This window comes from Thauera butanivorans (genome assembly GCF_048398245.1).
Taxonomy (GTDB): domain Bacteria; phylum Pseudomonadota; class Gammaproteobacteria; order Burkholderiales; family Rhodocyclaceae; genus Thauera; species Thauera butanivorans.
Map to the genome: position 1 here is coordinate 1,066,803 of NZ_CP183038.1, position 13,311 is coordinate 1,080,113.

Here is a 13,311-nt window from a genome sequence, read left to right on the forward strand (position 1 = left end):
TTTGGGAGTTGCCATGAGGAGAACAATATTGCCGCTGCTGTGTTCGGTCGTGGTGGGTTGTGCAGCCAGAATGGAGCCCGTCGACTCCTCGCGTCCGGGAGTGCTGCGCGATATTGAAGGCTACGCGATAGCCAGTTGCCTCGCGAGTCAGAGCGACCCGTATCTCAAGGATCAAGGCGATGCATGGGCGTCCGCTATCATTCAGCGCATGAAAGGTGATATCGATGTTCTGGATGATGTTCTTGACCAGGTAAAGAACGAAAGCGCGAAAGGTGAAATGGCCGTGATTCGTGACGAAACGGGTCCGGGCAAGGACAAAGTGTTGTCCATACTTTACTGCGCAGAGATCATTGATGGATATTCAGTTCGTGCTGCAATTCAGAAGGCGGTGGCAGTACTCAATTCAGCCTATGAACAATGATATCCGTCTGTCGGTACACCGGCTGTTCATCAGTTGCTCCGGCGTGCAGGATGCACCCGTCAGCTGAACGCAAGCTCTGCTTGGCGTTTTGATGGACTGCAGCTGTCTCTCAACCGCCCCTCATTCCGGATCGTCCCTCTTTCCATGCTCTCCAATAGAAAAAACCGATTGTTCCATACTCTGTTTCTCGCGCTGCTGGCCTTGTCCGTCACAGGCTGCGCCCATCTCTTCGGTGATCACGGTTCGGCCCGGGGAGCAGCAACGCCGATCGACGATGGCGCCGCGACCCCGGACAGGCATGGCCAGGCGCCCGGTTACTTCAGAATGCGGCTGGGACGGTTCACGTTGACGGCACTGTACGATGGCAGCATTGAAATCCCCAGCACCCAGCTCAAGGGGGCGTCTCGGGCCGCCATCGATCGGGCCCTGCGCATCGTCAAGCAGCCTGCGAACGTGTCGACCGCGGTCAATGCGTTTCTGGTCGACGATGGCGAGCGCGTCATCCTGATCGATTCTGGTGCGGGTGCCATGCAGGGCGACACGCTTGGAAAGCTCCAAGCCAACCTTGCCGCCTCCGGTTACGCGCCCGAAGACGTGACGGCCGTCCTTCTGACGCACCTCCACCCCGATCATGCCGGGGGCCTCATTGCCGAGCATGGGCTGGCCTTTCCCAATGCGGAGCTCTACGTGGCCCAGGCCGAAGCCGATTTCTGGCTTTCCGGCGACCGCCTCAACACCGACCAGCCCTACGACCAGGGGTTGCGACGGATCATCGCCGAATACCAGGCCCGCGGCAGCTTCCATACTTTCGCAGGCGGCACGCCACCCATCGAAGGCATCGAAAGCGTCGTATTGCGAGGCCATACGCCGGGCCATACCGGCTATTTCATCAACGCGGATGGTGAAATGCTGCTGTTCTGGGGGGACATCGTGCACAGCCCCGGTACCCAGTTCGCCAATCCCGATATCACGGTCGCCTTCGATGTAGACCAGAAGGCCGCGCGCGTCACCCGTAACAAGCTTTTGCGTGGCGCGGCTCAGACTGGTATCTGGGTCGCAGGCGCCCACATGCCGTTTCCTGGCATCGGACGCATCCTATCGGTAAGCAACACCAGCTATCGCTGGCTGCCGGTCGATTATTCGCAGGCGCTGGCTGGGCCTGCCCAGCGTCAGGCTGCAGGGCGCTGATAGAGCAGTGCCAGACGCCGCGTCAGACTGACAAATGCATGCCGCGCGGGATTCATCCTGCTCGGCCAATACGTTGCAGGGCGAGTCTCGGGCGCCAGAGCGGTCGCTTGCGAGGCAGGCTTATCCTTGCTGGCGTGGATTTTGTAAGGATGGATTGCCAGTTATGAGCGCGCCCGCCACGAAGCGGGGCGGAGGCACTTATCGAACGGTCGCCAGAGGTAGGAACAAGGCCAAGGAGGACGCCGACAGCTCCATGAAGCCATGATGTCGGTAGAAAGCGGCTGCCTGGTCATCCTTGGCGTCTACGACAAGAGCGAAGGCGGCAATCTCGGAGCGGGCGGCCCGCCGCAAGGCGTCGTATAGCAGCGCCCCGCCCAGACCCTGCCCCTTGAAAGCTTGATCGATCGCCAGGCGGCCCATGCGGACCGCCGGAACGGCCGCATAGCGGGGCAACTTGCAGGTGATATCGGATGGAAGGTCGGCCAACGGCACGCTGGCCGTTGACAAGGTGTAGTAGCCTGCAACGCTCCGTCCACCAGCCAGGGCAACAAAGCAAGCTGCTATTCGGCGGCGGATGTCCTGTGTGACTTGCTCGCGCAGGTAGCGGTTGAGCGGTCCGGAGCCGCAGTCGAAGGTCGAGCGGTCATACGCTGCATCGAAGGCAACGATGCTGGACGGCGCGGCCCTCATTCAGCGCCAAACAGCTCGGCGTGGCGGGCCTTGGCACGCAGCAGAGCATCCGACGGCGGCGGCGGCGATAGCAGTGCCTCGGCAAAACGCTTTTGGTCCGCTAGCGACAGGCGGATGACTTCAGCCTGTTCAATGGCCCGCTGAGCGGCCTCCTGCACGGCAGACACTACGAAATCCGTCATGGTTCGTCCTTGCAACTCCGCGGCACGCTTGAGCATCGCGTGGAGATCGGTGCTGATCCGGGCTTCGAGTCGGGCAGTGGAAACGGCTGGTGGCATGGTCTAATCCTCCTTTTGTTATTGTACGGCAGTTTGCCGTAAAAACAAGGTGCTCGGGTAGGTTGCAAAGCCTACAAGCGCAGGGGATGACAGCAAAGCCGATATGTAAGATGTTGTATGTTGTAATACAACGACATACAACATTACAAGACTAGATTAGAAAAATCTTTCGCGTGCGAAAGTTCCAGGTGCCTACGGCAGATAGTCAAGCTATTTGCCGCTGTAGAAAGCTTTCGCCTGAGCCAAACTGCTGAACCACTGCCTTGGCGATGACCATGCGGTACGCGCATTTGGCGCCAGACCATCTCAAGGAAGCCCGGGATTTCAACCCGTCGGCACTTTGCCGTCGCAGAAACGACCAAGGCCGGCATGAGCCGGCCTTGAGTCATTGATTCGTTGGTGGTGATGGGCAGAATCGAACTGCCGACCTACGGGTTATGAATCCGTCGCTCTAACCGTCTGAGCTACATCACCAACAGAGCGCGCAAATATAGCGGGTCGAACGGGAAGGCGTCAATAGGCGTGATCTGCGTGATCGTAGGCCGCGCAGGCGGCCGTGTCGTGCCGCCGTACCTTTTCTGTCTGCGTAGCGTTTGATTTATAAAGGGTTTTGCGTTGACATGGCGCTCTCCATGGGTGAAAATCCTGCGCTTGTTCACGTAGCCTGCCGGTCATTGCCGGCTGATGTTTTGCGCAAGATTCCCTTCTCACTTCTGTTGCTGTCGCTGGCGGGCGCGCCCGGCTCGGCGGCGCACGCCGCGCCATCGCGGGCGTTTCCGGAAGATGCCCGCAAGACCACGATGACCTTCGCCTCCGCGGGAACCGTGCTGGTCGATGACCAGCCGGCCGCGCTGAGTCCGGGCGCGCAGATCCGCAACACCTACAACCGCATCGTGCTGCCTTCGCACATCCGGGGCGAATACAAGGTGCGCGTCAAGTTCGACAAGTATGGGCAGGTGCATCGGGTGTGGATCCTCACGCCCGAAGAGGCTGCCGTTCCCGATCCCAAGCGCTAGCGTCATCGCATTTGACGCCGTGACTGAATTTTCTCGATGAAGAAACTCTACATCCGCACCTTCGGGTGCCAGATGAACGAGTACGACTCCGACAAGATGGCGGACGTGCTCGCGGCCGGCGAAGAGCTGGTCAAGACCGACAACCCCGAAGAAGCGGATGTGATCCTGTTCAACACCTGCTCGGTGCGCGAGAAGGCGCAGGAGCGGGTGTTCCACGACCTCGGCCGGGTACGGCTGCTGAAGCAGGCGCGGCCCGACCTGATCATCGGCGTGGGCGGTTGCGTGGCGAGCCAGGAAGGCGAGGCCATCGTCAAGCGCGCGCCCTATGTGGACGTGGTGTTCGGCCCGCAGACCCTGCACCGGCTGCCGAAGCTGATCGAGGCGCGCCGCCGCACCGGCCGCTCGCAGGTCGATATTTCCTTCCCCGAGATCGAGAAGTTCGACGCCATGCCGCCGGCGCGGGTCGAAGGCGCCAGCGCCTTCGTGTCGATCATGGAAGGCTGTTCCAAGTACTGTACCTTCTGCGTCGTGCCCTACACCCGCGGCGAGGAAGTGTCGCGCCCGCTGGACGACATCCTGGCCGAGATCGCCGGCCTGACCGCGCAGGGCGTCAAGGAAGTGACCCTGCTCGGCCAGAACGTCAATGCGTGGCGCGGCGAGCTGGTGCGCGAAGCGGGCGAGGAGGGCGACTTCGCCTTCCTGCTCGAGTGCGTGGCGGAAATGCCCGGCATCGAGCGCATCCGCTATACCACCTCGCACCCGCGCGAGATGACGCAGCGCCTGATCGACTGCTACGCCACCATCCCCAAACTGGTGTCGCAACTGCATCTGCCGGTGCAGTCGGGCTCGGATCGTGTGCTGGCGGCGATGAAGCGCGGCTACTCGGTGCTGGAGTTCAAGTCGGTGGTGCGCAAGCTGCGCGCGGCGCGGCCCGACCTGTCGCTGACTTCGGACTTCATCGTCGGCTTCCCGGGCGAGACCGAGGCGGACTTCGACAAGACCATGAAGCTGATCGACGACATCGGCTTCGACGGTTCCTTCAGCTTCGTCTACAGCGCCCGCCCCGGCACGCCGGCAGCCGACCTCGAAGACACGGTGCCGCAGGAGACCAAGCTCGCCTGGCTGGCGCGGCTGCAGAAGCGCATCGACGAGCAGTACCAGGCCAACAGCCAGGCCATGGTCGGCAGCGTGCAGCGCATCCTGGTCGAAGGCGCGGCGCGCAAGAACGCCGACGAAGAGCTGATGGGCCGCACCGACAACAACCGCGTGGTCAACTTCGCCGCGCCTTCGCTCAATCGCGGCCGCCTGATCAACCAGTTCATCGACGTGCGCATCACCGCCGCGCTGCCGCACAGCCTGCGCGGCGAGATCATCACCCGGGAATCCTGAATGGCGAAAACCCTGGATGTCTTCTTCGAGCCGGCGGACAACGCCCGGCTCGCCAAACTCTGCGGCGCGCTCGACGAGAACCTGCGCCAGATCGAGAACGCTTTCGACATCACCATCGCCCGCCGCGGCGAGCAGTTCACCCTGAACGGCCATCCGGCCCAGGTGCTGCGCGGCGAGATGGCGCTGAAGCATTTCTACGAACGTACCGAGAACGACCTGTCCTTCGACGAAGTCCAGCTCGGCCTGGTGGAGATCGCCAACCGCGGCGAAGCCACCGTGGCCTCGCCGGTGCTGATGACCCGCCGCAGCGAGCTGCACGGCCGTACGCCGCGCCAGGTGGAATACCTGCGCAACATCCAGGAGCACGACATCACTTTCGGCATCGGCCCTGCCGGCACCGGCAAGACCTACCTCGCGGTGGCCTGCGCGGTCGATGCCTTCGAGCGCGAGCTGGTCGAACGCATCGTGCTGACCCGCCCGGCGGTCGAGGCCGGCGAGCGCCTGGGCTTCCTGCCGGGCGACCTGGCGCAGAAGGTCGACCCCTACCTGCGCCCGCTGTACGACGCGCTCTACGACCTGATGGGCTTCGAGCGTGTCGGCAAGCTGTTCGAGCGCAGCCTGATCGAGATCGCACCGCTGGCCTTCATGCGCGGGCGCACGCTCAACAACGCCTTCATCATCCTCGACGAGGCGCAGAACACCACGCCCGAGCAGATGAAGATGTTCCTCACCCGCATCGGCTTCGGCGCCAAGGCGGTGGTCACCGGTGACCTCACCCAGGTCGATCTGGTGCGCGGCCAGCGCAGCGGCCTGAAGGAGGCCCAGCAGGTGCTGGCCGGCGTGCGCGGCATCGCTTTCACCGAATTCCGCAAGGAAGACGTCGTCCGTCATCCGCTTGTCGCACGCATCGTCGAAGCTTACGACAATGAGGCCGCCCGCCTGGAGCGCGCGAAGGCGGTGGCCGGTGCCCAGGCTCAGGATGAGGAAGACAAGGATGCCGAAAGCGGCGAACGAAAAAATGGGTAAGACCAGGATTCTTGCGGTCGACGCCGATGGCAGAACGACGCGGATCAAGGCCGAGCGCCTGGAGATCGAACTGGGCGACGGCCGTCGCCTGCTGCTGAGCCTGCCCGGGGAGCCCTGGGGCGACCTGGAAATCGAAGCCGACTGCGCCGGTGAGGATGCCGTGCCGCTGCTGTCGCTGCAGCCCGCCGCCTGCAACGTGCTGACGCTGCGCGTCGATCTGCAGCACGGCCTGCTGCCGGTCGAGGAGGCCGAGCCGATCGATCTGCCGCAAGGCGACAGTCCGCCGGTGCTGAAGCTCGCCGTGCAGAAGGCGGTCGAAGGCGTCGACAAGGCCAACGCACCCAAGAAGCACGCCATCCGCCGCTGGGCGCAGGCGGCCCTGCTGCGTGATGCCGAAGTCACCGTGCGGCTGGTGGGCGAGGCCGAAGGGCGCGAACTGAACCGCGGTTTCCGCGGCAAGGACTACGCCACCAACGTGCTCACCTTCGTCTATGGTGAAGGTGAGGCGATGCCCGCTGCGGGCGAGGGCAGCGAGGGTGGTCATGGGCCGCTGGCCGGCGACCTGGTGCTGTGCGTGCCGGTGGTGGTGCGCGAGGCGGCCGAGCAGGGCAAGACGCTGGAAGCGCATTTCGCCCATCTGGTGGTGCATGGTATGTTGCACCTCCAGGGCCATGACCACGAGAACGAGGCCGATGCCCTGGAAATGGAAAAACTCGAGACGGATATCCTCGGTGGTCTCGGCTACGCCGATCCCTATGCCTGACTACATGCCGGGCGATGGCGGGTCGGCAGGCGCCGCCCGCGGAACCGCCATCCACCGACATGGATAGTCCTGGAAAACCTTCATTCATCGAGCGCGTCGCCGCGCTGCTGTCGCGTGAGCCGGAAGACCGCGACGACCTTCTCGCCCTGCTGCAAGCCGCTTTCGAGCGCGACCTGCTCGACGCCGACGCCTTGTCGATCATCGAAGGTGCGTTGCAGGTTGCCGACATGCAGGCTCACGACGTCATGGTGCCGCGCGCGCAGATGGACTGCGTGCGCCTCGACAGCCCGGTCGAGGATATTGCCGGCTTCGTCGTCGACACCGGGCATTCGCGCTTTCCGGTGATCGGCGGCGGCAAGGACGACATCGTCGGCATCCTGCTGGCCAAGGATCTGCTGCGCCACTTCGCCGGGCGCGAGTTCGACCTGCGCGGCCTGCTGCGGCCCGCCGTCTTCATTCCCGAATCCAAGCGCCTCAACGTGCTGCTGCGCGAGTTTCGCGCCAGCCACAACCACATGGCGATCGTCGTCGATGAATACGGCGGCGTCGCCGGGCTGGTGACGATCGAGGACGTGCTGGAACAAATCGTCGGCGAGATCGAGGACGAGCACGATCTGGACGACAGCGGCGACAACATCCGCCTGGCCTACAATGGCCACTACCGCGTCAAGGCCACCACCGCCATCGAGGATTTCAATGAGGCTTTCTCGACGGCGTTCTGCGACGATGAATACGACACGGTCGGCGGCCTGTTGATGCGCCGCTTCGGCCGCCTGCCGCAGCGCGGCGATACCGTCGAGCTGGCGGGGCTGCGCTTCCAGGTGCTGCGCGCCGACTCCCGGCGGCTGCACTCCGTGCTGGTCGACGTGCTGCCGCCGCTTCCATCATCGTCCGAAGCCGGAGCGACTGACGCCTGATGCGGGCCCGCCTGGTATCTGCCCTGCTGGCGGGCGCGGCCAGCGTGCCGGCGTTCGAGCCGTTCGGCTGGTTTCCGCTGATGTTCGCCAGCCTTGCCGTGCTGGCGGGCTTGCTGGCACGCGCCGGGCGGACGCGCGACGGTTTCCTGATCGGCTTCGCCTGGGGCTGGGGCGCCTTCATTGCCGGCGTGTCCTGGCTGTATGTCGCGCTCGAGCGCTATGGCGGCATGCCGGCGCCGCTGGCCGGGCTGGCGATCGCGCTGTTCTGCGCCTATCTCGCCCTGTACCCGGCGCTGGCGGGAGCCCTGTTCGTGCGGCTGCGCGGCCTGGCCTGGCGGCCGGGGGCAGGCACGCTTTCCGCCGCAGCCGTGTTCGGCGCACTCTGGCTGCTTGCCGAATGGCTGCGCGGCGTTGCCCTGACCGGTTTCCCCTGGCTGGCCGTCGGCTATTCGCAGACGCCGCCCAGCCCGCTGGCGGGCTGGCTGCCGGTGCTCGGCATCTACGGCGTCGGCGGACTGCTGGCTTTCCTGTCCGCGCTGGTGGCGCTGACCGATTGGCGGAAGGCAGCCCGGCGGCAAGGGCTCGGTGCCCTGGCCGTGGCGGCGGCCCTGCTGGCAAGCGGCGCAGGCCTGCGCGGCCAGGCCTGGACCACGGCTGTCGGCCAGCCTGTGGACATTGCGCTGGCGCAGACCAATTTCAGCCAGACCCTGAAATGGGATGCCGGACGCTTCACCGACGTGCTGCGCGACAATTTCGCGCTGGTGCGCGACGAGTTCACCCGCACCGATCCGCCCGCCATCCTGGTGCTGCCCGAAACCACGCTGCCGACCCTGCTCGACCTGCTGCCCGAAGGCTATCTGGAGGCGCTGGCCGGCTTCGCCGCCGATGCGGGCGGCGACCTGGTGCTCGGTGCCTTCCGCCGCGACGAGGCCGGACGCATCTACAACGCCGCGCTCAGCCTCGGCAGCGCGCCGGTGCAGCATTACGCCAAGCAGCACCTGGTGCCTTTCGGCGAATACTCGCCGCCGCTGTTCGGCTGGTTCTACCGCCTGGCCAGCATCCCGATGTCCGACCAGACCCGCGGCGCCGCCGACCAGCCGCCGATGGCGCTCGGCGGGCAGCGCATCGCGCTCAACATCTGCTACGAAGACCTGTTCGGCGCCGAGATCATCCGCGCGCTGCCGCAGGCGACGCTGATGCTCAACATCTCCAACCTCGCCTGGTACGGCGACTCCTTCGCCCAGCCCCAGCATCTGCAGATCGCCCGCGCGCGTGCGCTGGAAACCGGCCGTCCCATGTTGCGCTCGACCAACACCGGCATGACCGCGCTGGTGCAGCCCGACGGCCGCGTGACGGACCTGCTGCCCGCGTTCGAGCGCGGCGTGCTGCGCGTCAGCGTGCAGGGCTACGAGGGCATGACGCCGTACGCCCGCTGGGGAAATGGTGCGGCGCTTGCACTGGCAGCGCTGCTGCTTGCGTTCGCCTTGTTCCGCAGAGTGCGTATGCGAGTGTGATTTTTTCACGGTGAAGGCGGTTTCATTGCTGCGCCCGCGGCAGTCCCCTCTGGCTATGCGGCTACAATTATCTTAAAATTTTTCCCTGGCCTTTCGTCATAAACGGGCCAGGGTTTGAAGATGCCTTTGATCCAGGGATAAGCAGATGGCTCAGATGAATCGAACATACGTGACAGGGGAAAGCGCACCGCCCTCCAGGCCGTGGCGCTGGTTGGCGGTGCCGGTGGCGCTGGCGGTGATGGGGGCGGAAGTGTTGGCTCAGGAGATACCTGACGTACTCGTCAACCATGACGGCCTCTATGCTGGCGCGGATGCAACCGAAGGCCCCGCTGGCGGCACCTTCACCTACCGGGCCAAGGTCAAGCTCAATGTGGGTACCAGCGCCAGCAATGCTGTGGTCATCCAGCAGCTGCCCGAAGGGGCCATCTACCAGGGGCGTAGTTTTTCCCCCGACGCCGGGACCATCAGCTGCACCGGCCTGCCGTCTGCAGGCACGGTTTTGACCGCATCCAACAATACGTCCCGCTGCACGATCGCCACGCTTGGTACGACCTTCAAGTGGATCGACTACAACGTCATCCTCCCCTCGGTCGCGTCTGACTGGACAGCTACGGCCAGCGCGGAGCTTCCGCCGCCTACGGGTGTGGCAGACGGTGACGGCGGGGTCAACAACACGAACCTCCAGCGCCAGTTCACTACCAATGAGGCGTCGGACCTGGGTATCACCCTCGTTTCCAGCGCGGCCAGTGTCAATAATGGGGACAACTACTCTTACACGATCACCGTCACCAACCACGGCCCGTCGGAGATTCCGGCTGCAGGCCGGGCACAGGTGACCTTCGAGGTGCCGGCGGGGGCGTCGGTCATTTCCCAGCCCGGTGGTCCTGGGTGGACATGCCTCCCCGCAGCAGGCGGGTTCCCGGTCACAAGCGGCACTTATACCTGCACGCTCTCCGGGGCGCTGGCCGCGACGGGTACGCCTGGTACCCCCATGCCTTCCATCACGGTGCCTGTCCTGGCAACCGCCAGCGGCCCGATCGGTGCGGCGGCCAGCGTGGAAGGCTTTGCCGATGCCACCACACGTCGCCCGGACGGCCAGTTGAACAACAATACGGCTGCGGTAATCGTGACGGCTGCGGGGGATGATTGGGCCGACATGTCGCTGGCCAAGTCCGTGTCGCCGGTGCAACTGGATGCGAACACCGCTTCCTCCCCGGTGACCTACACCCTGACGCCCAGATTCGAGGCCGGCGGACTCGTGCCCGCGGATGTCCGGGTGGAGGACGTGCTGCCCACAGGGGTGACCTTTGACGCTTTTGGCGCTCTCAATGCCAACTGGAACTGCTCGGCAAGCACTACGACCAAAGTGGATTGCTCGTGGAATGGGGCGTACACGGGGAACCCCGGCACCAACATGCCACCGATCACCTTCACCGCCAGCGCGGCACCGCCGGGGGGAGTTGGCTCAGCCGGTTCCATCGTCAACACCGGCCGGGTGTCGCTGCCGGGCCAGAACGAGCCGAACACCACCAACAACACTGCCACCGCGGTGCTGGGCTTCAGCAACACGGCGCAACTGTCGCTCAGCAAGAGCGGCCCGCAGCGGCCGGCGAAGAAAGGCGAGCCTTTCCCCTACACCCTACGGGTGACCAACGAAGGCCCCATGCCTATCGCGGCTGGCACGGTCATTACCTTGACCGATACGCCGACTGCCCCGCTCAAGCTGGTGGGTATGCAGACCAGTAGCAATTGGGCTTGCCCGACAGGAGGCACATCATTCGGAACTGAAGGTGCTCAGGTACAGTGCCAATACACCGTTCCGGCAGGCGGGATGGCGGTGGGCGCTTCGACCTCGCTGGTGCTGAATGCTCAGGTGGACACCATTACGGGTGAGTTTACCGTGTTCGGCAACAGCGCCACGGTTGGCCCGGTTCCAGAGCGCGCAGGCACTGCGGTCAGTTCCAGTGCCAATGTGACGGTGTCCGACACGCAGGCCGACCTGGTGGTGTCGAAGACCGTCATCTCGGGGACCGCCCCGTTGCGTACCGGCGACCCGATCACCTATCGCATTACCGTGACCAATAAGGCGGGTAGTTCCCAGACAGCGCAGGCGGTCCGCATCGAGGACATGCTGCGCGATCTGGTGACCGAGCATGACGGCGGCGGACCGACCGGCACTTATCCCGGTGGCGGTTTCGTGTCGGCGGTAGAGGGCTCGTTCTCGGGCGGCACACCGGTTCCAGGGCAGACCATCACCTGCAACGCGCCAACAGGGGAGCAAAACTCCAGAGATCGTACTCTGGTCTGCACCGCCAGCCACCTGAGCCCGGGTCAGAGCGTATCTGTCGACGTGACCATCAAACCCCGCGTCGCGACAGCCAGCCCCGCCGATACGGGCGTCACCGCCTACACCAACACGGCCAGCGCGTTCTCGCCTCACATCCACGATGAGACTCCGGCGGACAACACTTCCAGCGTCCCGATCGACATGACGCCCTATACGGACCTCGCCGTGCTGAAGGCGGTGACGCCCGATCCGGCCGCCGCAGGCGAACCGGTGAGCTATACCGTGACGGTGCAGAACCTTGGCCCGTCCTCGGCGCAGGACGTCAAGCTGGTGGACCGCCTGCCTGCCAACCTCATCCTGGTCGGCCCGGCAACTGTTCCCGCCCAGCCTGCTGGCGGAAGCTGCTTCCACAGTACCGATGCCACTGCCACCTCGGGCGATCCGCTGGATGGAAAGCAGGGCGGCTACCTGATCTGCACCTGGACGGGAGCATTGGACAAACCCGCCAATGCCGTCGGCCAGATCGCGGTGCAGTACAAGGGGCGCTCCGTGGGTACGCTGCCGGCAAGCACCGTGCTGGGCAACGATGTCGAGGTGAGTACCGTCACCCCTGAACGCGATTACACCAACAACGACGACGACGCCCAGTTCACCCTCAAGAAGGCCGAACTGGACGTGCAGGTGCAGATGCGCCACTCCGACGACGGCCTGCTGCTCGGAGAGGAAACGGAGTACACGATCACCATCCGGCATGCGCAGGATTCGCTGTCCTATGCCACGCAGGTGAACATGCGGGATGTGTTCCCGGCCACGCTGATCGACAGCATCACCGGCGCCAAGCTCAATTCGTCCGCCACCTTCAGCTATCAGGGCGGCCTGAGCGTGACGCCCACGGCCACGACCAAGGCGGGCTACACCTCCGGCGTGACCGGGGCAACGGGCGGCACGGCGGTCGACACGAGCATGTGCACGGCGCCTTCCGTCGGCGCGACCTCGGGTGCGCTGGATTGCACCTTCCCGCTGATGGCGCCGGGCGACACGGTCACCATCAAGTTCAAGATGAGGGCCGAATCGCTGCCTGCCGGCGCCACCACCGGCACGATCTTCCACGACGTCAGGGTGAGTGCTGCGGAAGAGGAGTACATGAGCGGCTACGATGCTGCGCTCAACAACGCCACCAGCGACCGGACGTCCACCAGTAACCGTGCCGGTCCGCGGCCGGCAGTTGACCTCGGGTTGCAGAAGCTTGGGCCGACCGGCCGTCCGCAGCCGGGCACGACGGTGATGTACACCATCACCGTGAGCAACTACGGCACCGATGCCAACTCGCCCGCGGGGTCGATGATCGACACCTTGCCGGCAGGGCTGAGCTTCGTCAGTGCGAACAGAGACGGTGCGTCTGTGAGCTGCACGCCTGCCGCCAATGTGGTCACGTGCCCGGTGCCCTCCCTGCCAAGGGGCGGAAGCACGGTCTTCGTCCTGGAAACGGAAGTGAATGACCCGTTTGACGGCAGCTACCCGCTGATCAACAAGGCCCGTGTGTCGGTATCTGGCGATGGTGATCCGGACAATGACGAAGATGGAACCAGCACCCAGCCTCCGCCGCCGGCTTCCATCCCGGTCGACAACCCGCTGGCCCTGCTGGCGCTGATCTTCGGCGTCGGCCTGGTGGCCCGCTGGCAGCACGGCCGCCGCCGGCATTGAGGCCGGGGTGAGGCCGCCGTGAAGCCGCGATCAGGCCGTGGCAAGGGGTGAATGATGGACGGGGAGCTTTGGCTCCCCGTTTTTTCGCATCGACCTGGCATGCCGATGCTGGCGAGCC

General features: G+C 64.7%; 11 protein-coding genes and 1 tRNA gene. 9 read left to right on the forward strand and 3 right to left on the reverse strand.

Features of this window, described 5'->3' with window-relative positions:
* Positions 1–70 precede the first annotated feature (70 nt).
* Positions 71–421, forward strand: coding sequence for a hypothetical protein (locus ACNQFN_RS05095; protein ID WP_418648184.1), 351 nt, complete (start codon positions 71–73; stop codon positions 419–421).
* A 168-nt stretch (positions 422–589) separates the two neighbouring features.
* On the forward strand, positions 590–1,609 hold the full coding sequence (locus tag ACNQFN_RS05100; RefSeq protein ID WP_418648185.1) for an MBL fold metallo-hydrolase: 1,020 nt from the start codon (positions 590–592) through the stop codon (positions 1,607–1,609).
* Positions 1,610–1,807: 198 nt separating this feature from the next.
* Here the strand turns inward: ACNQFN_RS05100 and ACNQFN_RS05105 are convergent, their stop codons facing one another.
* From ACNQFN_RS05105 to ACNQFN_RS05115, 3 genes are all read right to left on the reverse strand, one after another.
* Positions 1,808–2,299 carry a GNAT family N-acetyltransferase gene (locus tag ACNQFN_RS05105; protein WP_418648186.1) on the reverse strand — a complete coding sequence of 164 codons (492 nt, stop codon included), beginning with the start codon at positions 2,297–2,299 and terminating at the stop codon, positions 1,808–1,810.
* On the reverse strand, positions 2,296–2,577 hold the full coding sequence (locus ACNQFN_RS05110; protein ID WP_418648187.1) for a DUF1778 domain-containing protein: 282 nt from the start codon (positions 2,575–2,577) through the stop codon (positions 2,296–2,298). The genes ACNQFN_RS05105 and ACNQFN_RS05110 overlap by 4 nt, the downstream gene beginning before the upstream one ends.
* Before the next feature lie 397 nt (positions 2,578–2,974).
* Positions 2,975–3,051 (reverse strand) — tRNA-Met (locus ACNQFN_RS05115).
* A gap of 146 nt (positions 3,052–3,197) precedes the next feature.
* Here ACNQFN_RS05115 and ACNQFN_RS05120 point away from each other — a divergent pair.
* From ACNQFN_RS05120 to ACNQFN_RS05150, 7 genes are all read left to right on the forward strand, one after another.
* Positions 3,198–3,593, forward strand: coding sequence for a hypothetical protein (locus tag ACNQFN_RS05120; RefSeq protein ID WP_245650996.1), 396 nt, complete (start codon positions 3,198–3,200; stop codon positions 3,591–3,593).
* A 36-nt stretch (positions 3,594–3,629) separates the two neighbouring features.
* Positions 3,630–4,982: a tRNA (N6-isopentenyl adenosine(37)-C2)-methylthiotransferase MiaB gene (gene miaB / locus ACNQFN_RS05125; RefSeq protein ID WP_418648188.1), complete on the forward strand. Its 1,353-nt coding sequence runs from the start codon at positions 3,630–3,632 to the stop codon at positions 4,980–4,982.
* Entirely contained in the window at positions 4,983–6,008 is a 1,026-nt protein-coding gene (locus tag ACNQFN_RS05130; protein ID WP_068639251.1) for a PhoH family protein, read from the forward strand.
* Positions 5,977–6,771, forward strand: a complete 795-nt coding sequence (gene ybeY, locus ACNQFN_RS05135; RefSeq protein ID WP_083953752.1) for an rRNA maturation RNase YbeY — start codon at positions 5,977–5,979, stop codon at positions 6,769–6,771. Before ACNQFN_RS05130 ends, ybeY begins: the two co-directional genes overlap by 32 nt.
* 59 nt (positions 6,772–6,830) lie before the next feature.
* Entirely contained in the window at positions 6,831–7,688 is an 858-nt protein-coding gene (locus ACNQFN_RS05140; protein WP_068639249.1) for an HlyC/CorC family transporter, read from the forward strand.
* Positions 7,688–9,202 carry an apolipoprotein N-acyltransferase gene (lnt, locus tag ACNQFN_RS05145; protein ID WP_418648189.1) on the forward strand — a complete coding sequence of 505 codons (1,515 nt, stop codon included), beginning with the start codon at positions 7,688–7,690 and terminating at the stop codon, positions 9,200–9,202. The genes ACNQFN_RS05140 and lnt overlap by 1 nt, the downstream gene beginning before the upstream one ends.
* A 145-nt stretch (positions 9,203–9,347) precedes the next feature.
* Entirely contained in the window at positions 9,348–13,193 is a 3,846-nt protein-coding gene (locus tag ACNQFN_RS05150) for a hypothetical protein (protein ID WP_418648190.1), read from the forward strand.
* The last annotated feature ends 118 nt before the right edge of the window (positions 13,194–13,311 follow it).

Bases quoted from the DNA above. Each gene is read 5' to 3' on its own strand.
- ACNQFN_RS05095 (WP_418648184.1), top strand. From the start codon at position 71: ATGGAGCCCGTCGACTCCTCGCGTCCGGGAGTGCTGCGCGATATTGAA.
- ACNQFN_RS05105 (WP_418648186.1), bottom strand. From the start codon at position 2,299: ATGAGGGCCGCGCCGTCCAGCATCGTTGCCTTCGATGCAGCGTATGAC.
- ACNQFN_RS05110 (WP_418648187.1), bottom strand. From the start codon at position 2,577: ATGCCACCAGCCGTTTCCACTGCCCGACTCGAAGCCCGGATCAGCACC.
- ACNQFN_RS05120 (WP_245650996.1), top strand. From the start codon at position 3,198: ATGGCGCTCTCCATGGGTGAAAATCCTGCGCTTGTTCACGTAGCCTGC.
- miaB (WP_418648188.1), top strand. From the start codon at position 3,630: ATGAAGAAACTCTACATCCGCACCTTCGGGTGCCAGATGAACGAGTAC.
- ACNQFN_RS05130 (WP_068639251.1), top strand. From the start codon at position 4,983: ATGGCGAAAACCCTGGATGTCTTCTTCGAGCCGGCGGACAACGCCCGG.
- ybeY (WP_083953752.1), top strand. From the start codon at position 5,977: ATGCCGAAAGCGGCGAACGAAAAAATGGGTAAGACCAGGATTCTTGCG.
- ACNQFN_RS05140 (WP_068639249.1), top strand. From the start codon at position 6,831: ATGGATAGTCCTGGAAAACCTTCATTCATCGAGCGCGTCGCCGCGCTG.
- lnt (WP_418648189.1), top strand. From the start codon at position 7,688: ATGCGGGCCCGCCTGGTATCTGCCCTGCTGGCGGGCGCGGCCAGCGTG.
- ACNQFN_RS05150 (WP_418648190.1), top strand. From the start codon at position 9,348: ATGGCTCAGATGAATCGAACATACGTGACAGGGGAAAGCGCACCGCCC.